The following is a 20,716-nucleotide window of genomic DNA, read 5'->3' on the forward strand; positions in this document are numbered from 1 at the left end:
CTATTTATTTCCCTTCTAAATGTTCTTTTGCTCTCATTTTCCAATAGTTATTTCTAAAATTATTATACTGTTTATATAGCTCTTTGTCGTTTCTAAAGCTTTCTCCTGATTCTACTAAACCATGCAATGCTTTAGTGAATTCATCATGTTTATTAGCTGGTATTTCAACCATTGCTCCAGGTTCTTTTTGCGTTAAATGATGTAACTCAATTTTGTGGTTATCTTTTGTAAAAGGTACCCCGCCATCTAAAGCTAATTGAAGATTCGACTTTCCGCTTTTATTAACGGATGGTGGAGCGACGTAATCCCAATCTATATTTTTCATACGGTAAACCCTTCTACTAATATCTTTAGTTTGCCCAGCCACTTTAACAGTACCTGTCACTTCATGTGCTGCATATTTATCACCAAACTTATCTAACCAAGATAAATCTATCTTCGTGTTGGTAAATTTCTGTCTCTTGGTAACTTTACTTATTGAGCCTAAAAAAGCTGCACCAGCTTTAATTTCTCCACCACCGAGTACGGCTAGCATATTTAATGCATAATCAGACGCTTGTAAATCAGCATCACTATTTAAATTTTTACCTGAAAGTAATTCAGCAAGAGAGACGAAGTTACCTGTAACTGGCATAAAAGCAAGTATATTAGACATTGCTTCATCACGCTGTTGCTGACGTAATTTTTCTTCTGGTGAACTTGTAGGTACGATATTAGAGAAATCAAAATCCAAATGAATTGTTTTTAAATCTGACTGTGGCGCTTTCTTAGGTGCGTCAAATATACTATTAATTTCTTTAACGGATACGTCTACACCACTAATCGTCTTTTCTAATCCTTTTTGCATTTTATTTGTGGCATTTAGCATTTGTTGCATGCCTTTATTGGCCTGGTCAACTGCATTGTTCATTCCTCGTAAAACTGAATTCGCTTGTTTAACCGCTTGAATCATTTGCTCCATGCCTTTATTCGCTTGGTTTATTCCTTCATTCATGCCTTTCATTGCCGAATTTACTAGCTTAACTCCTTGATTCATTTCTTCCATGCCTTTGTTGGCTTGGTCTATAGCCGAATTCCCTTGCTTAATCCCTTGATTCATTTCTTCCATGCCTTTGTTAGCTTGGTCTATAGCCGAATTTGCTTGCTTAACCCCTTGTTTCATTTCATTCATGCCTTCATTTGCAAGGTATATTGCATCGTTCATTTCTTTAATTGTTTTTTCTAATTTCACATTATTGGTTTGTAATTCTTTAGTGATTTGCTCCAATTCTTTCATAGCCTTATCAAAATCTGTGAAATCCATATTAATTTTAATATTAATGTTAAGATCAGGAATACTCATGTCAGGAATGTTGATGTCGGGTATGTCAAGATTTTGCTTGTCAAACGCTAAATTTGATAAGTTATTAAATATTTGATCACTTATCCCATCATCATGTCCATTTGTAACTACATTTTTTATCTGAGGTAACGATGCGTATATGAAAGGTTGTTTTATGTATTTGTTATCTGTTTCTTCCACAAGTTCCATTGAGAAATAAGTAAGAGTTCCATAAACATATTGACCATTCCATAAAATTTTATCGTTGTCGACTACTGTAATAAAAGTATCTTTTGGAATGACACCTACATTCGGACTTAGAATGTCTTTGGATGCCGAATAATTTATATCTTTTGTCGTTCTATATTTTATACCGTTTGGGGCAATCCAATGGGTGCCTTTTGAGCTATTAATTCGATACCATCCGCCTGGTTGTTCACCTATAACAGTTACCTTTTCAGAAATAATCGATCCTTCAAGATTATTAAAATGCAAGTCCTTATACAGTTGTGTGGGTTTTGAAATTTGATAGGATACACCATCTGGAACAATCCATCGATCCCCATAAGCTGTTTTAATTCATTTCCAACCATTTGGTCTATCTTCTAGCAAAATTACTTTTTGCGGTATTAATCCATACTCTTCTTTGTCTACAAGAAAGGATGCTCCTCTATACATGGCTACATTTTGTTTTAATTCATATGTAACACCCTGTGGAGCAATCCATGTGTCACCCATATAGGTTTTGATTTTCAGCCAGCCATTTTCCAAAGCATCAACGACTTTTACGGTTTGCGGAGCAATGCTACCTACTGCAGTACTTTTAAAATCTGGCGTAGAATAAAGTGTTTGCCCGTTTTCTACCTTATAATTTATACCCTCTGGTGCAATCCAGCGCGTACCATTATCCGTAAGAACCTTTTTCCAACCATCTGGTTTTTCATCCAGTAGCGTTACCATTTGCGCACCCAATATTCCCGTGCTTTTTTCCTCTATTGAAGGCTTAAGATACATTTTTACATTGGATTGTAAATTATATTTTTGTCCTTCTGGTGCAACCCATTTTTCTCCGTTTTGCGTTTTTATTTTCTTCCATCCATTCTCCTTTTCTTCTGTTACCGTGACAGTACGGGGATTGATGTCATCGTTTGCTAGTTTCAAATAAGAAGGCTCACTATATAACAAAGTCGGCCGTTGTATGACATACTCTTTATACGTTGCAACCGATTCGTTATTTTTTATATCTGTTACTTTCATAATTGCTCGATATAAAAATACAGAAAATTGTTCTCTTGTAACTAAACCATTTGGATTGAAGTTACCGTCACCTGTACCATTCGTTATGTTATTGCTAGCTAAAATTTTTACATATTCATTGGCCCAGTGACCTTTCATATCTGTAAATTCAACATTTCCTTGCGGTTTTAAATCGAATGTTCTAACAAGCACTGCAGCCATTTCAGCCCGTGTCATAATATTTTTGGGGTTGAATTGTTTCTCTGCATTTACGCTAAATACGCCCCGTGCAGTAAGTGCCAAGATTTCCTTTTTGAAATTGCTGTCACCAATATCAACAAATGGATTTTTTGTACTATCTTGCGGTTTTAAATACCGATACAAGAAAGCAGCAAGATGTTCGCGAATAATAGGATCGGCAGCACCGAAATACCCATTTCCGTAGCCTGTTATAATCTTATTCTCAGCCATATACATCATTTCTTTATACGCCCAGTGCGTTTTAGGTACGTCAATAAAAGATAATGCATTCCCTTGACTATTTTGTTCTGCAAAAGTTGTTCCTAATGTACTGAATAATAAAATACATGTCATAAAACTTAAAAATAATTTCTTAATTACTTTCACAAATTTACCTCCTATTCTATTTTTCAAGATATATCCTCTATATCAGTGCTAATTTTATGATTTCTTTATATATAATTATATGAATTTTCATATTTATATTAATATTTGATATTTCCCGTAAGGGCAAATTAAGTGATTTTTCATTAATAAGGTATTTTATCTATCAAATTTAAGAGAAAGTAGTCCTAAAAATGACCGTTTATGGTATTTTTCTTATTTCTATCCAGATTGAGAAAAATACTATTCAAATTTAGTTTCAAAACTCATTACCAAAATAAATGATCCTAACATATTAGTCATATACAATATGTTAGGATCGTGATATTTTAAGTATTTTTTGGATTTAGGTCTTGATAACGTACGAAATCCGCGTTTTGTTTGCAAGACCCCTTATAGAACTAATTGGGTTAAAGATGAAAGAAATGAAAGTAAACTTTAATTTTGCTAGTTACAGTATTTTTATTATGGGATTTACGCTTTTTCTATTCTAAAACCAAATACTCCATCTTTTACTTTTACTAAATGTTTTCCAGACCAAAAAGTATGTACTTTAAAATAGTACCAATCTCCATTTTTTCTTAAATATTCTTTAATCTCATAACCTTCTTGTATAAGGTATTCTTTAATTTCATTTTCTTTATTCCCAAACATACTAATTTCCCCCTTTCAAATAATTAAATTAAACCTATTAAACAATAAATAAAAAAGTGCAAAATCCATCAACAGATTTCGCACCAAAAACAGATAAAAAATACAATCACTAGAAACATAGGAGAGTGTTTCACCACTCATTATAAACCATATCTTTACATTTTTGTGTTGTAATTTAAAAATATGTAAAAATTAATCATTTTGTTTTTGAATTTTCTTTTTATCTAAGTTATACTAAACTACAAAGAAACAAATCTCCTTTAGGCCGTCAATAATTATGCTAACAACACACACCAAAAAACCAATTCCCGTGTAATGGAATTGGTTTTTTGGTGCAATTCAGTCAATACAGCAACTTGAACCCACATTTTCAAATATAGTCTTATTAAGTCTACCATAATTTTAAATTCATAAACATAAAAAAACTAAATCACTAGTAAGTTGCGCGAATCCGCTGCTTTTTCATCAAGAAATCTGGAGTATAACAACAATTAAGTTCATACTAGCATGGACAACAAATGATACTAGTAACCTATTGGTACGCACATATACTACAGCAAGTACAAGTCCAATTAAAAAATATCCAAATATAAACGGAAAATCAAAATGCATGATAGAAAAGAACAATGCGCTTATTAGTATGCTCCAAGTTTGCTTAAACTTAGACATTAAAATGTTTATGGCCGCATAACGAAAAACAAACTCTTCTACTAACGGTGCAAGAAGAACAATTGAAATAAGTGCCACAGGAGATATTGCTGCAGCAGCGACTGTATTAGACGTATTTGCTGATTGCGTAGTTAGCTGAAATACACTCTTATCTAATACACTACCAACCATCTGCGCAAGAAATACTAATATGATCCCAACTAAAATCCATATGAATGATTTTCTTGATAATTTAATCGATAACTTTGGATTGTTCATTAATTCTTTAATATATATAAGAAAAATGATTATTAGCGTAAGTGAAAACCCAATTAGTTCCCAATGCACAAGAAGTTGTTGAATTGCTTGCTGTTGATTTCCCTGAATATCATACCAGCCCGTCTTCGCTAGCAATTGTACACCTATAATTCCAACAAATTGAGTCATTATAAAATATATAAGTATGATATAACCTGATTTATGTATATTACTATTATTCATGTTTATGTATTTACCCTCCACTTTTTGTTATTTAATAAACAATTTTGTTAAATTTTGATTTATCCATTTTTTCTACGTCTTTCCGCTAAACACATTTTTCCAGAAAATCTCATATTGTTGAACAGGGTTATCGAATCCCAACTTGAAAATTTTCACTTTTAATGATGTAACAACTTATAATGGAAATATACTTTTTCCAAGGGAGGAATCTAATGCATATATCAAACAAGTTTGGCTTATTTAGCTGGATTGCAACTTGCATATACTTTTTAATTGAACCTTTCTTTATTTTCACTTCTACAGCACCTTATAACTATTTGCGTCACGCAATGAGTGATCTAGGTGTAACAACCTGTGGAGAATTCACCTACGAAATAGCTCCGTATGAAATATGCTCTCCTTATCATTTTTGGATGAATTTACTCTTTGTTATTAATGGAATAACATTTTGTATTGGAATACTATATATTTCACAACATCTAGAAAAAACAAGAATTAATAGAATAGCAACACTTTTTATACTTATAATAGGAGTCTCCACTATAGTTTCAGGGTTAATTCCTGCAGATGTAAACCTAATTGGACATTCTATTCTAGTTTGGATAGGTATGCTTACTGTATTTCCAGGACTATTTATTTTTGCTAAGAATCTTAAAAAAGCTAGAAAATGGACATATTTCTGTTTAATAAGCTTAATAGTAATAACAATCCTTATCTCGCTTGTTTTTCTTTTCCCCTTACCTGCAGGCCTACTACAAAGACTTTTCTACTTGGTTCTTTTCGTTTGGGGAACTGTATCAACCTACAAATTAATAAAATAAAAAATTTGTTCACTTTTTTGATACATTTATGAAACATTCATATGTTATCTTCAATACGTTCTTTTCTCTTTATAATACCGTGTGAGATATACTCAGACCTAAAGCCCTAGACCCCCTAACTCTAGGGCTTCTCTATTTAAATAAGGATTTTGTTTAATTTTATAACATCTCATTTGTGTAATATATCAATTTTTTAACAACAGAACATTTAATAATGTTAAAATATAGAAGTAATTCATTTTATTACTAGGAGGAATCTCTATGTCTATGGGAACCTGGGCCGCAATCTTTATTGCTATATTTTGTGGAGTTATTTCTTCTAATAGCAAGTTGAAAAACTCCCATAATAAAAATGGATAAACACCCCACTGAAATGCTAGATATCTAGCATTTCAGCTACTAATCTCTCCCAAATAACTATTTTGCTTAGTTTTCTAACAAACTAATTTCTTGTAAAAACTTAACTGCAAAATACCCTCTAAACTCTTCTAGAAAAACCACTTGCGTGCCACTACCTTTTTAATGTTATATATTAATTTTAAAATAATTATTCCATTCTTATGTATCAAACCTCATGCAGCCTGCAAATGCTTTAATCCTATTTCAAGCGCACCAGTTCCCCCAAACCCTTGATTAAATAAAAAGGGGACATCATACTTCTTTGCTTACTCTTTTGCTACATCAATAGATACATGGCCACATGCACCTTTTTGAATGACAATAACATCACATTTTTTTATAACACTTCGAAAGGTTTTCTTTACGCCTCCGTGATTTTTCCCATCATGGAAAATAACCTGGCAGTCTCTTTTTTTTTGGCCTACTTCTCTAACGTTCTTCCATTTGATCCACCTAAAACTAGAATTGTACTCATCCCCATTCACTCTCCTTATCTTTCTTCTTTATGTATGTACTTGGTGATGTTAATAACACAAGTGTACAAGCTAAAATATTCATCAACACGAAACAAATTACTAATAATATAACGAAAATCGGTGACAACAAGATGAGAATAAAGCCACTTACTACCAAGCAGATAAAATAAAGCTATTGCTCATGTCTTCGTAACCATCTAGTCCTTGTACAATATTCAAACTATGCATCCATACTGTGATACTATCCCAATTTTCTATTAACAGATAGCCACCACCCAACAGAAAAGCCCAGCCAAGCAACGTTCCTAATAATCCAGAATTTCGTCCTATATAATACCCAGAAACATAATTCGCAGCTGTTCCAATTAACATTCTCATTTGTATTTCTCCATATCCACATCGTTTTAGCTTTATATACAAATTTTATTTAACTATGGTTTTATTATATCGGAAAATTACGAATATTAAATAAAAAAATTAGGTACTCTTTATTTTTTTATAAAAGGGTTGTGTTTTTTCTTCCACAACCCTCATTTCCTTCTTAATCCACAGGTACTTCTTCTTGTCCATGTGGAATTTTTGCAATTGGTGTTACAATTTGTGCATATTTGTTTACCTGCACTTTAAATTGTCGTGGTTCTAAGAAGTTTACCTGTTGAATTAAAACTTCAATATGAAACGTATCTACTTTTTTCCCACGGTCAATTTTGGTAATTCGCGCATTGTAAAACTTATCCCCATTTAGGAAATACCTTTGAACAGCTTCTGTAGCCAGCATACGCTCATTGCTTGTCATTTTCATTGGTTCAATACCAAATCCAGCCTTTGTAAACAAGTACGGTACATCATAACTACTATTAGAAATTTTTCGTAGTAAATCCTCTACAGTTTTTGTCTTTGCGATATATTCCTCTTCTTTTGTATCAAATCCCTTTGGCTTATCTCCAAGCATCTCGATTTCATCTTGATTTACTTGCTCTTCCTCTTGTACTTGAGATTTCATCATGTAACGATGAATAGTATTATAAGTAGCAACGCCTACTACTAACACAATAATCCCCAATATAACTAAGTACTTACGAGGCAGATTCGCTAACATATTCATGACTTTCTTCATTTCTTCACATCCCAAATCAGTCTATAACATTACGTATTTGCGTCATATGTTGTCCTCTAGCAGTATAGTTTAGACCTGTAATTTGTACACCTTTATTATCACCAATATGAATCATTTTCTGATTTCCTAAATAAATTGATACATGGTTCGGATTTTCATAGAAAATTAAATCTCCTGGTTGTGCACGACCGATATCTGGCACCTGTTTTCCTTGTCCAATTTGAGCACCTGTCCAATCTCCTAGCTGGACACCTATACTGGTTTTAAATACATATTGTGTGAATCCAGAACAATCTGCACTACCTGCAGCTGGATTTCTAGCACCGGATACATAGCTCACTTTCCCTTGCCCAAGCCATTTTTTTGCTTCTTCTAATACTTTTTGTCGTTTAGCATTTGTCATTGTAGGAGCACCACCTGATGATAACCCTGGATCATCATTTTTCTTAAAGAATTTCATTGGATCCGTTGGCTGGTCATTAATACGAATTTGGAAATCTAAATGGACAGCGTATCCAAACATATTAAGAATACCACCGACATAGTTAGATCCCCCCATTTCCCCAATAATCTGTCCTTTTGTTACCATAGTTCCTGGTGCAACTAAGATTTTACTCAAATGTAAGTAACGAGATACAATGCCATTTCCATGGTCAACATAGACTCCTAAACCACCGTTGTTTACATTTCCTGTTTTATCCGTAACCATACCAGCTTCCATCGACCATACGGGGTCTCCTGGTTTTCCGGCGGTCATGGCCCCAATATCTACAGCATTATGCGGTTTGCTAGCATGAATTTCATCAAATGTACCTGTAATACGCCCGCTTTTCGTTGGCCATTTCCAACCTTTATCAGATATCCATTCGCCAGATACATCTGCTACACAACCTAAATCTTTGTAATATTTCAAAACTTTGGAAACGTAAGTATAATCCCCATAGCACGCTCCGACTTTAGTTCTAAAATTGTTTGGATCTTTGCACCCAGCTCTATTTTCATCAGCATGCTCCCTAGAAAACGCAATAGCTGTTTCTTCTGAATATCCACCTCTTGCTAATGCATAACTAATAAATCCAGGACCGTAATTATAACTCTGTAAGGCAAGTGCTATATCTCCATTTGCCTTTCCTAACACATCTTTAAACTCTTGTACGCCTGCTTCAATGGAAATATTCGGGTCTTTAATACACCCTATACGGGCACTTCCTTTTAGACCTACACAGTATGAACTTAAGTTTCCATGACTCCCTTCTGCCGCTTGCATCGGGTCATTTCCCTCTCCTTGTGACTCCTGCATCATTTGAGCAGCCAAAATACCAACATATTGAGCAACACCATGTTTTTCTGCCATTTCTTTAATCTTAGGAAGATATCCTGTAACTTTTGCATTAAGGTTAACAGGCTCTCCGCCAGGACTCACATTACCTACACACATACCACCAATAAATCCACCAGTAGTAGGAGCAAGATGTCCATACATACCTTCTAACATCCCGGCTTCTAATATCTCACGCGCACGCTCTTTTTGACTTTTACTAAACTTTGCGAGTTCCATCGCTTTCTCTAGCCCATGAGAAGATGTTGTCACTTTTTTACTTCCACTCGCATTAATCTCATCTATTTTTTTCTTAAAATCTGTATCTCCTAATATCTTTTTTACATCTGGTCCGGAGTAACTTTCAGATTTTGTTTTTTGCATCTCCTTTTTCTTTTTTTCGCAAGGACCATTCGGTCCTGCCTCACATACCTCTTTTTCCGTATATTCTTCATATTGGATATCCAAGAAATATGATATAGCATCGTGCGGATCTTTACCAGTCAAATCATTATCGTATCGCGCCATATCAAATGCGACAACCTCTTTCCAATCCACATTCAATGCCATTGAAACTTCCATATATTTTTTTACTTGTTCCTCTGTCTTACCTTCATCATCGGTAAAAGGTACAAAAGAGACTAAAATCACACACACAGCAATAATTACTCCCATAATTAAAGCGGCAGGTACTCCAACCGCTGCCACAACAGCACCCACAATTTTTAATATACCTGCTTTTAGCATTTTGGCAGCAGCTTTCGCTGCCGCCCTTCCTGCTTTTCCTGCCAATTTTGCCATCTTCCCGCGCGCTTGCATCCCTTTTTTCTTAATAAAGTGGGAAGCTACATCTTTTAAAGGATTACTTTTTTTCTGTTCATTTGGATCGTTAGGATTTTGACTCATAGACTTATCACACCATATTTTCCATTTTGAGAATTTCTTCCTCTTCGCTGTGCTAAGCGAGGGTTTGGCGCAAATGGAATCAGATTTTGTGGGTCATGTTCTGATAAATTTAAATGCGTCTCTGTACGGACTACTTCTTCCTGTGTTTGTGTTACTAAGATTTCTTCTCTTGGCTTAATACTACTGTCTTTCACTTCACAAGCTCTTTCTATCCTTTGGTTTGCTTGTAAACGCGTATCTCCTTTTCCGAATGGCGAAATACGTGACACTGTACCGTCTGTTGTTGTCGCAACCATGTAACTACGATCTCTTTCTACAACCATTTGTACATTCTTATAGCCACCTTGGTCTAAATCAGACATATAGAAGTGACCATTGTCTACTTTGTGATTGACCGTAAGTGGTGGTTCATTAAATACCGGTTTCTGTTGTAACGGTCTTTGATTTTGGTTTCCTACTAATTGATTTGGATTTACATTGATCGAGCGATTGATATTGATTTTTCCACCACTAGAATCTTGAACATACGCTGGTGTAGCTTTCATACCATTACGGTACTGCGTTAATTGTCCCTCCGAAATATTTAAATCTTGATATACGACTTGTCCCGAACCAATACTACTATCACCACTAGCGTAACGAGATACAACTTGCGTCACACCACTAGAATCTTTTGCTTCAATCCAGGATTTATTATTTGTCGTAACAAGACGTACTGCACCTTGAACAACCGATTGTTTTCCAGTAGCATCCGTTGTTGTTGGTACCATTCTCTGAATCTCTTGAATTTCTTTTGCCTCTGTTTGAACAGCATTGTTATAAGGATTATGTTTACTTACCATACGTGCAGTCGCTTGATAAGCACCCGCACCACCAATCACACCCGCGGCGTAACTTAAGCCTTTTGTCACATTATAGTGACGCTCTGCTGCATTCCCTCCTAATGATGTATTAACAGCAGCATTAGTTCCACTTATCACTCTTTGTACTGCATTCCCTCCAGATTGTTGTACAGCACTCGCAGCACTATAGTATGCATTTGATACTGTATCAATGCTATCCGCAAGCATAAGGTGTTTCGCACCTTCCATTACACTCATGCCAAGTTTTGTACTCTGCTGTGTCATACGTCCCACTGCAGATGTTGGGATAGACATTTTACCAGCACTTTGTGCAATATTTGCTACACTTGTTGATGCATCTGCATAAGAGCGTTCAATTTCCGCAACGGAAAAACCTCCTGCACGTGCTATACTCGCTTGCGTTTGTGTCGCTGCATATACAGCTTTATTGATTGCGCCACCTGTCTCAACACCATGTGAACGAACACCTTGAATCGCACTAGTAATTCCAGAACCTACTTGTTGGCTTACCTTTCCAAGACTTGCATGGCTTTGTAAACCTTTTGTTAATTGCGAAGTAAAGGCATCTTTATTAATATAGGATTGATTATGTAGACTCTTACCACTCGTATCTTTTGCCTGTACGGGCATCGCTCCCGCTTGTACTGCCGCTTGTTGTGCAACTGCTTTAAATTCATTTCCTTTTTCATTTAGGTGCGACTGCCAAGCTTGCTCTTTTTGTGGTTGAGACATAGTTGGAGACAACTTTTTCATAAAGCTTGCCTGTTGTTCTGCTGCATAGCCCTGTTTAAAGGATTCTGTAGAGGCTTGTACTAGGTTCCCAACATTACTTACTTGTTTTGCTTGCTGACTTCCATTTCCACTTGTCAAACCGTGTGTTTTCACACCATTAACTGCCTTCTGAATACCTGCCGAACTGGATATACCCATAGCATTTAAACCAGGATCTTTTTGTAACTGTTGTGATAAATGAGAAGCGAAAGCTTCTTTATTCGCATAGTTTGTACCGTCTTTTTGCTGTACAATACCAGCTGATTCCGCCGCTTGTTGTGCATAATTTTTGAAGCCTTGTACTTTTTGATCTAAATGCTTATTCCATGCTGCTTCTTTTTCTTGTTGCGGCATATCTGCAGGGAATTGTTTCATAAATCCAGCCTTATGGTCTGCACTATACGCTTTCTTAAATGCAGCAGTAGAAGCACCGACAAGAGCACCGACTTGTCCCATATTTTGATGGCCACTTTCCAACGTTTCTCCTTTTACATCCTCGACTGCTTTTCCGACTTTTCCTAATGCAAGTCGGGAAGCAAACGCATCTTTATTCACATAGGACTTATCAAACAGATTATTTCCTTGTTTGTCCTTCGCATCAACTGGCATGGCTCCTGCTTTTGTTGCAGCTTGTTCTGCGTGGTTTCTAAATCCTTGTACTTTTGTGTTCAGATGGTCGTTCCAATGGTTCTCTTTCTCTTCTGCTGACATATTTTCTGGTAACTGACTCATAAACGTATCTTTATGGTCTGCCTCATAACCCTTTTGGAATGCATTCGTTGCAGCCTTTACTAAATCTCTAGCATTTCCATATGGTGTAGCGGCTTTCTTCATATTTTGTAAATCCTGTTTCCGCTGATTTGAGAAACGAGACATTTGATCACTATTTGTTTTCGCTACTTTTTTAGCAATCTCCGCATCGGACGCACCAGGGAATGCTTGTTTCAAGCGACTTGCCACTGCAGAATCCGGATTATCTGCTTTCCAATTTTCAAAGTCTTTTGTAGCTAAATCCTGTGCGATATCTTCATCGGTTAGTTCCGGATAAGATTCGCCATTTAGATTTGAATACGTGTCCGCACCCTTCTTTACACTGGAACCAATATGTTTTCCTAAGGCTACAGCCCCTTCGCCAACTGCAGCAGCAGATCTTCCAGTAACTGCACCAGTAAATCCGCCCGCTTTACTGCCAGCGAATGTCCCTATTGCCATTCCTTCTGGTCCAAGACCAGCTCCTGCTGTCATACCTGCAAGTCCACCAGCCGCTTTACCAATTGAACTTCCAATTTGACCAGCTTTTAACATACGAGCTGCACGAGATGTTGTACCAACATCTGTCCCTAAATTCGCTCCTAATGCATCTTTCGGGTTATCAGCATCTTCTTTTGTCTTTTCTTTATCCCCTTTATCATCAGGTTTTGCTTTTGAATTACGATAGTCATCACGAACACCTTTAACCAGTCCAGCCACACTTGCTAAAGCACCCATACCCATCATCGTACCTGCTCTATGAATACCACCTGATGCATTGGTACTAAGGCCAATAAAACTTTTCACAATCTCACCTATTGGGATAAACATAGCAAGTAAAATTAATTTGATTAACGGACTATTTGCTGCTCCAATTAAAAAAATAATGAGCCATAAGGTAATCGCATGAATTGCTTGTATGAACACCGCTCCTATAAATTCACGTATCCAATATAATGTCTGTTGTTTCTTTTGTGGAAATAGCCACATACCTACCATTAACGGACCAATTAACATTAAAACGTATAGTGACACCGCTCGCATTAAGTAGTAAAAGTTTGCCCAGACGATGAGACCAGCTTCTATAAACAAACCAAATATAATAAACATATAGTCATTTTCATGACCTTTCAAACCCAGCTCAGTAATGGTAAGTCCAGCCCCACCAAATCCAGGTTGTAGAAATTTAGTACCCTTATCTGGATCAAAATCCCCCCCACTTGCTACATTAACAGCGTCTCTAAACTCTATTATTATCCAAGAATTGATTTCAAATATGAGTGTATAGAAGTAATCGAGGTGCCAAAGAAAAATTGAAATGATCATCAAATCCTTCGCATACTCTATTAATGCTGTTCTATTATTAGGATTAATAGCTGTTGCCGAATATTTTGCCGCCGTAATAACTACACTGACAAGGACACAAAAAGCAACAAGCTTGAACATGACAGGCATGCCTGTGTCTAATACTTTGGTTAAAGAATTACCTGAAAATAAGAAATCTAAGTTTGTCCCCTTTCCTTCTGTTCCCTCTCCTCCAAACACTAAAACTGGCAGCGGATCCAAAGTTGCATATACCGGACTAAGAAAAGCCTTTACTATAGCAATAATTAAGCCTCCGACCCACTCTACTATTTTCTCAAGCATAATTTCACCTTCCTTTTTAAGAGTACGCTATTATCCTGCGTACCCTTGTACTTTCTTCATATTGTTTAAAAGCTCTTGTAGTACCGCTTCATTCGATTCAATGAACATCATTTCTTTGTCAGATGGATCAGTTTGAATCCAAACCGAACTATCTCCTACTCGGAAAATCCCTTCTCCTTTTCCAGGGTTGTTGAGAATAATATCAAGCTCCCCAGCAGTTAAGTTAAAGTTCTCCTGGATCTTTTTCTTATCTATCTTATTTTGTTCTAAGAAGAAATAGGAGAAAGTAGATTGCAAGATACCACGAGCTTTTACATTTTCTAAAATACGAACGAAGTCCTGACTCGCCCAACACATACCAGCATTTCTTTTACGTGAACGACGTGCTACTTTTTCCAAGAAGTTAACCGTTTGTTCATAGTCGATAAACTGCCACATCTCATCCACATATAATACTTTTCGCTTGATAGCGTGTTCTGGACTCTTAATCCAATGCTCCCAAATATAGTTCAAGATAACGTGGAAAGCGATTGGTTTTAAGAATCCTTCTTCTAAATGACTAATATTAAAATTAACAACACGAGATTCATTTAACTGTGTTTCTACACCACGGCCAAAATGACTTTGTCCATCAAATAATGGTTTTGAACCATCGCGTAAGAATGGACGAATCGCAGCAATTAACTCTTCTGCTTTCACATCGTCTCCATGATGTTCTACTATGACATCGTAGATTTCTTTTAACTCTGGTTCTGGCTTTCTCACTTGAGACTGAATTAATTGTCCATCCACCTTCTTCACTTCATCCATATATAAAGATGAAGGGTGTGAGGTAATACCATGTTTATCAAACACTTCACGAATTGCATCTTCTAGCATTGTACGCTGGAATACATTTAATCCTGGTTGATCAAAGTCTTGTCCGCGAATAATAATGTCAAAGAATCCAAGTATTTCATTGATTTTCTCTAAAATCGGTACAAACCTTACATACTTCACGCCATCACGCTCTACAAGTTCTTTCTTATCATATTGTTCAAGTGCTTCTAGCTCTTCATCTTTATCCGTAATCTGAAGTTCTGTTACAGCAATTGCACAAGGGTTGATAATGATATTACTTTCAGGTGAAATATTTAAATTAATGCCACCTAGACGTTTTGTAATTTTTACGAATTCTCCTTCTGGATCGATAATCATTGCATGCGTATCTGCAAGTGACGTTTCACGGGCTAACTTCATTTTTAAAAGTAAACTTTTTCCGGAACCTGAGATCCCTGTTACACCAATGTTATAGTTTGGAGGACGATAATCTGCATTCCCGAATGAATTTAAAAATTCTACTTGCCCAGTAATTTTGTTCTTTCCTATTGGTATCCCACCATTAAACCTTCCAGAACCTGACACAAAAGGTGCAAATGTACATAACGCACGTCTATCGATATTTCGATAGGTATCTTGTAACGTATTTAGTGCTCCTAGCGGCATAACAGCTTTCAAACCACTCTTCACACGATTCCAAGTACTTGCTATCTTAAAGTGAGATGCTTGCATTTCATCTTCAATATACTCACATAAAACGTCCAATTCTTTCTTTGATTCTGCGTAAGCAACACCCATTGTACTCACCATATAGGAGTCGTTTTCATTGAACTGGATTTCATCCATTAAATTGTTTGTATCTTGAATTTTTGCATCTAAGTCTTTTTCTTGGTCAATGTTTCCTCGTGTACGTTGGAAAGAAAGATTGGAACGTAACATCGTCAGCTGCATATCTAATGATCGCATTGCTTTAGCTTTTGGTTCTTTATGAATATCGATCATGACATCCACTTCCCCAGCCGAAGTTAACATGTTGAGCCAATTGGTTTGCATCATACGCGGGTACCCATCACGTGGAATATAAAACGGACGAAAGAACGTATTACTTCCTAAAGATTGTTTAATGACCCCATAATCTTCTGCATCAATTTTCATTCCTTCTGGAGCAATAACATCAAACACTGTTGTTTGATTGTCTAATTGCGTCGGTATTTCCTCTTCTTCCAACTCTTCCTCCTCTAGCTCCAATTCGTCCCTCTCTTCTGCTTCTATTTTTTTCTTTTCCTTTTTCTTTTTTCCGAACAACTTCATGTTTACGCCACCCCGTTATTTGATTTTTCTGCCTTTTCTTCCGCTAGCACTTTCTTCATTAACTCTAGTTTTCTTTCATTCGTTTCCCCTGTTGAATAGAGGGAGAAATTCTCGTTTTCAATTAAATCCTGGAAACGAGCTTTTATAGCTTTACGACGGTTAAATGCTACATATAAAAGTTCTATTAATTTATCTTTCGTTAACATTTCTACATTAATTTTTGCTTTCGATAGTAGATTTCGAGATGCATTATAACGACGATATAGTTCGTTAAATGCCTTATCTACAATCTTTTCTTCTAACTCGTCCTCTGTATCAGCCGTAATCGTACTAATATCAACCTTGTATGGATAAATTAAATAACGTTTTTGTTCATATCGAGGTTGCGAACGTTGCCAGTACTCTAAATTATCAATAACTTCTTGACCATATAGAACCGTCTCTGGTGTAAGGTCCTTCGCACCTTTCATCGTTTCTGTCATTTTTCGTACAGGATCTGTTAAATCTACAAACTTACTTTGAATATATACTTTCGTATTAAACTCTAATGTGGTTAACCATGATTCAATTTTGATATCAATCGCTTCTTGTTCCATATTGGAAAGTAAATAATAGTTAACTGGATGTGCTTCCGCAATCAGGACAAATGTGTCATCATGATACCGAATCATATGATTATCAATTTCCTTAATGTCTTCTACAAAAATACGAAAGAAGTCAACATTATCCTCATCAATTTCCGATTCAGCAGACATATTTTTTTTATTTTTCTTTCCAGCTTTTTCAGTAGTGTGTTTCTCTACTCCACCTTGCTTTTTCCCTTTTTTCTTAGAACCAAACAGCGGTTTTCCATTCATTTTCCGATAAAAGAAAAATCCTACAATGGCTATCGCCGCAAAATATATCATTTCTAACATTTACAGATTCTCCTTTGCCCATGTAGTTGGCTCGTACCCTTTTCTCCACTTACCTTTTTCGGAGCGGCTACGCATTTTAATAATTAAATACTTATCTAGATACATGTGTTGTTTTTCTTTATATATAAACGCAAACGCTACTACACTTACTACCGTTGGTAGTGCTAAAATTAAGCAAATAAAAAATGCTACTACTGCATCAATAGGTGCAAATAGTCGCCATAAAAATGGTACATATAAATAAAGGGATGCTCCGCCACCCAATAGATAAATCAATTGGCGCTTGCTCAGCACACCTAGTAGTGTTTTTTGTTCCGAAGTCATATCAACAGGAACGGTTACTTTTCTCATTCTTTTTCCTCCCTTGTATAAGAGAAGCTCTCCCCAAATCGAGGAGAGCTTGTACAAACTCTTATGTTAGATTGTCGTAACCCAAGCAGCGATATCGTACGCTTTGATCATTACAAAGCCTCCAATTGCTGCGCAAGCTAAACCAATCATAGCTTGTGTACGGTTTTCAGGATTCTTCCCTTGTGCACCAGATAGTTTAATAGCTGCAAATACAACGCAAGCTGCCACCCAAATTCCCCCAAAACCAATTAAGGTTTTCACCAAAGTGTTCATGCTTTTTTGAACGGTTTCAGCATTGGCACCACTACCACTACCACCAAGACCCTTCGTAAAGCTACTTTTTGCCAATAGGAAATCTCCTACTGATGTTGTCATAAGTTTTGCAGACAACCAATTCAACATAATTCCTGCACCTCCAGGTGTGTTTTTGCTCGCAAAACGCAAAAAGACCTCAATACACGCACACGTCCCCTAAGGACATGGCGCATATTGAGGTCTTCTCTTATATGCGAACTGATTAATTTTATATTTTTATTGTAAAATCTTATTACCTTTATATTATAGCAATACGATTTTAAAAAAACAAGTCCTTGTTTACACCTTTATTTCTACCCTCTTTGTTAGGATCGTACCATACTATAAGAATTTTAAAAATATTACCGTCCTTAAGACCTAGAGCATTCATTTCTTCTTTCAGTGAGCAACATAATTCTATTTTATCCATTTTGGAATTTTATCTCTAAGGGTATGCGCTTCTTTTTTCTTATTCATTTTAATCTCTCCAACAACTTATTATGCTCCTTAATAAGAGTATACTACCTATTAAGGAGTGTCTAAGCCTTGTGTTTATCAAACTATTCATTAGAAACAAAAAACAGGTAATTGTGCGTTTTTCACAAGTACCTGTTTTTCACTACTTCTATCTACTCTTTGTTTCTTAAAATTTCATTAACCTTTTCGACACTTAATTCAGTGGCTTCCGCTATCTTCTCTATAGGTACACCTACTTTAATTAAATTATGAATCATTTCTATTCTAGCTTCTTTTGCAGCTTTTTCTTCTGCCGTCTCTATTTCTGATATTCTATCTTTTATTGCCTTCTCTCTCGCCTCATATAAGCGTAAAAAGTCCTTATCACTACTTAAACGCTCCCAATCCTCTATTGCCTTTTTCAAAACTGGATCTTTTTCCATCGCGATTCCCTCCAGGATTGTAGTTAAATTCTCATCTTCATATGCAGGAAATAATAATAGCCAACGTGCTAATATATCCTCCCATGGATCCATTCGATCTTCTTGCCATTCTCGAATAACCTTTGGAATCTCAAGAAAGTGCAATTGCATATTCTCTGAAATTATGTGCACCGATTTTTTGTTCATGACTACACCGACATTATGAAAGTCCTCTTCTCCTGGAAACAGAATGAAATCCACTATATTAATACAAATAGTTGGTCTTAATTCTGTATACTTCATCCCCCGAGTCATTTGAGAATAATACATGCCAGCCCAGTAGAACAAAGATCGCTCGATCATGTCTTTTTTGTCGCGAACCTGTATCTCTATATTTAATTTTATACCACTATTAAGGGTAGCTCGCAAATCTAAAATAGACAATTTATCATCCTTTTGTTCCCTTGGAAGATGTGGATCATCTAAATGCAAAGAAATAATTTCCTCATCTAAAGAGGATTGTAATACCGCATTAAGAAAACCAATGAGTATATCCTCGTTTCCTTCTACTCCAAACAAGCGCTTGAAAGCAAAATCAACTCGTAAATTTACTAGACTTTTTTTCATAGATGTATTCATATTCTCTTCTACCTTTCTTTTAGTGAATTTTTATCCTTTGTGGTAATTGGATATAAGAAAAAGATAGAATTAAAAATTCTATCTTTTTCAATCTACCTATTTATGAAAATACCAACCTACTTTTTAAATTTCACAATATCTGAAATACAGGTTTAAATCCCGCTTGCATTGCATCATCCAACCCCTTACCTTGTGCTGGGTTCCATGCAGCTACGATTACGTTATAGCCCTCTGTCTTTAACTTTGTCGCAAAGTCTATAAGAGCTTTTCTTACTTTTTGATTCTCTACTAAATCGGCATCAAACGCTAAATAGACATTTTCTACACCCATATCCTTTAATACAGGCATAGTAATTCGCCAAGCATTTACACCAGGAATCGCAAGAACGGTTGTTCCTATTTCAGAAAGCTCCTCTTTATTAAATCTCTCTGAAAGCAAATCAGCAACCAGATCTGCTTTCATAGCTCCCTCTGTAATCATTACTGATTTAGTTTGATGAAGTGTACCAGAATTCCAATGTTTTAAATGAGAACTTGGTACCGCCACATGCACAGGAAGTGGATTTTCACTACCGCCTGCCCCAGTTCCATGATTTTTGTTTGCTGATGAGAGCCAGAGATATTTTTGCCCTTTATGTATCTTTACAACAATTTGTCCCTCTTGAAATGGAATCTCTACCTTTTTGCTCACTTCTAGTTCGCCTTCAAAGATACAATTACCATTTTTAGTTATCTTCACAACATTAGGCTGTTCGATTAATTCTGTTTGAACTCCAGTAGGTGCAGATTTCACATGAACGGAGTTTTTCACTTCATCCACACGAACTTGCCATCCAACAATTTGATTGTACTGATTCCGAAAAGGAATCAACATACCAGGAGAGCCTGACATCAAACGAAGAGAAAGTTGACCTTTCTTCATCTCATAGAAACCCGGGATCCCCTGCCAGCAATTTTTATTCCCCATCTGTTTAAATAGCTGCTCCCAAACAGTCGTATACGTATTATCCTCCTCTAACACAATTTGTTGTTTTAAGAAAGAACGATATTGACGTACTTGTAGTTGTTCCTCGCTCATTTTTCTATCTCTTAATAAATGTGCATGATGATGCTCTTTTAATGATATGAACTCCATTAATTTACGATTAAACACATTTAATTCCTCATTACTTTTCTTATCATGAATCTGAATTTCATCCACCTCAGGCAATTGATATTTATCTTTTCCTTTTATGTAGTGAATGTAGCTTGGATTACCCGTGTTTTTTCCATAAATCCATTTACTTTCTACACGTGTACATGCTACCTTATCTTGCGAAACGTGCAGCATACAATTGCCTGTATCATAACAAACTGGACAAGGTATACGGTAAAACTCCCACCAACTACCTCTCGGATAAGCACTTGTTAAACGAAACTGTCCTTTTTGAATGTTATAATTCATTTTTCCCCACT

Annotated in this window: 11 protein-coding genes and 5 pseudogenes; 1 reads left to right on the forward strand and 15 read right to left on the reverse strand. The window is 36.0% G+C overall.

What is annotated here, in order from left to right; genetic code table 11:
• Nucleotides 1-4 precede the first annotated feature (4 nt).
• The 3 genes and pseudogenes from AB6801_RS22775 to AB6801_RS22785 form a co-directional block, all read right to left on the reverse strand.
• Nucleotides 5-3,184 (reverse strand): annotated as a pseudogene (locus tag AB6801_RS22775) (S-layer homology domain-containing protein).
• Nucleotides 3,185-3,655: 471 nt separating this feature from the next.
• Nucleotides 3,656-3,835 carry a hypothetical protein gene (locus tag AB6801_RS22780; RefSeq protein ID WP_000467736.1) on the reverse strand — a complete coding sequence of 60 codons (180 nt, stop codon included), beginning with the start codon at nucleotides 3,833-3,835 and terminating at the stop codon, nucleotides 3,656-3,658.
• A 465-nt stretch (nucleotides 3,836-4,300) separates the two neighbouring features.
• On the reverse strand, nucleotides 4,301-4,984 hold the full coding sequence (locus AB6801_RS22785) for a CPBP family intramembrane glutamic endopeptidase (RefSeq protein ID WP_001065852.1): 684 nt from the start codon (nucleotides 4,982-4,984) through the stop codon (nucleotides 4,301-4,303).
• A gap of 212 nt (nucleotides 4,985-5,196) precedes the next feature.
• Between AB6801_RS22785 and AB6801_RS22790 the strand changes: the two genes are divergently transcribed.
• The gene (locus tag AB6801_RS22790) at nucleotides 5,197-5,805 is read left to right on the forward strand and encodes a DUF998 domain-containing protein (protein ID WP_370941166.1); all 609 of its coding nucleotides are present in this window, start codon (nucleotides 5,197-5,199) and stop codon (nucleotides 5,803-5,805) included.
• A 572-nt stretch (nucleotides 5,806-6,377) separates the two neighbouring features.
• Here the strand turns inward: AB6801_RS22790 and AB6801_RS22795 are convergent.
• The 12 genes and pseudogenes from AB6801_RS22795 to AB6801_RS22850 all read right to left on the reverse strand — a co-directional run bounded on the left by AB6801_RS22795 (nucleotide 6,378) and on the right by AB6801_RS22850 (nucleotide 20,705).
• Nucleotides 6,378-6,679: pseudogene (locus AB6801_RS22795) on the reverse strand (DUF2325 domain-containing protein).
• Nucleotides 6,676-7,058 (reverse strand): annotated as a pseudogene (locus AB6801_RS22800) (hypothetical protein). Before AB6801_RS22800 ends, AB6801_RS22795 begins: the two co-directional pseudogenes overlap by 4 nt.
• 163 nt (nucleotides 7,059-7,221) lie before the next feature.
• Nucleotides 7,222-7,797, reverse strand: a complete 576-nt coding sequence (locus tag AB6801_RS22805; protein WP_000757463.1) for a hypothetical protein — start codon at nucleotides 7,795-7,797, stop codon at nucleotides 7,222-7,224.
• Nucleotides 7,798-7,813: 16 nt separating this feature from the next.
• Complete coding sequence (locus AB6801_RS22810) at nucleotides 7,814-10,021, reverse strand: lysozyme family protein (protein WP_370941167.1); 2,208 nt, start codon at nucleotides 10,019-10,021, stop codon at nucleotides 7,814-7,816.
• Nucleotides 10,018-14,052 carry a hypothetical protein gene (locus AB6801_RS22815; RefSeq protein WP_370941168.1) on the reverse strand — a complete coding sequence of 1,345 codons (4,035 nt, stop codon included), beginning with the start codon at nucleotides 14,050-14,052 and terminating at the stop codon, nucleotides 10,018-10,020. The genes AB6801_RS22810 and AB6801_RS22815 overlap by 4 nt, the downstream gene beginning before the upstream one ends.
• 30 nt (nucleotides 14,053-14,082) lie before the next feature.
• Nucleotides 14,083-16,182 carry a VirB4 family type IV secretion system protein gene (locus AB6801_RS22820; RefSeq protein ID WP_088344572.1) on the reverse strand — a complete coding sequence of 700 codons (2,100 nt, stop codon included), beginning with the start codon at nucleotides 16,180-16,182 and terminating at the stop codon, nucleotides 14,083-14,085.
• 2 nt (nucleotides 16,183-16,184) lie between these two features.
• A complete protein-coding gene (locus tag AB6801_RS22825) occupies nucleotides 16,185-17,099 on the reverse strand; it encodes a hypothetical protein (RefSeq protein WP_000892006.1) in 915 nt (304 codons plus the stop codon).
• Entirely contained in the window at nucleotides 17,100-17,450 is a 351-nt protein-coding gene (locus AB6801_RS22830) for a PrgI family protein (protein WP_065845669.1), read from the reverse strand.
• A gap of 66 nt (nucleotides 17,451-17,516) precedes the next feature.
• Nucleotides 17,517-17,938 (reverse strand): annotated as a pseudogene (locus tag AB6801_RS22835) (hypothetical protein).
• A gap of 86 nt (nucleotides 17,939-18,024) precedes the next feature.
• Nucleotides 18,025-18,221: pseudogene (locus AB6801_RS22840) on the reverse strand (hypothetical protein).
• A 152-nt stretch (nucleotides 18,222-18,373) separates the two neighbouring features.
• The gene (locus AB6801_RS22845; protein ID WP_098871808.1) at nucleotides 18,374-19,261 is read right to left on the reverse strand and encodes an Rpn family recombination-promoting nuclease/putative transposase; all 888 of its coding nucleotides are present in this window, start codon (nucleotides 19,259-19,261) and stop codon (nucleotides 18,374-18,376) included.
• Between the two features lie 130 nt (nucleotides 19,262-19,391).
• Complete coding sequence (locus AB6801_RS22850) at nucleotides 19,392-20,705, reverse strand: DUF3854 domain-containing protein (RefSeq protein ID WP_001108744.1); 1,314 nt, start codon at nucleotides 20,703-20,705, stop codon at nucleotides 19,392-19,394.
• Between the last annotated feature and the right edge of the window lie 11 nt (nucleotides 20,706-20,716).

The organism is Bacillus sp. RCC_6_1 (assembly GCF_041360755.1).
In the GTDB taxonomy this organism is placed as follows: Bacteria; Bacillota; Bacilli; order Bacillales; family Bacillaceae_G; genus Bacillus_A; species Bacillus_A cereus.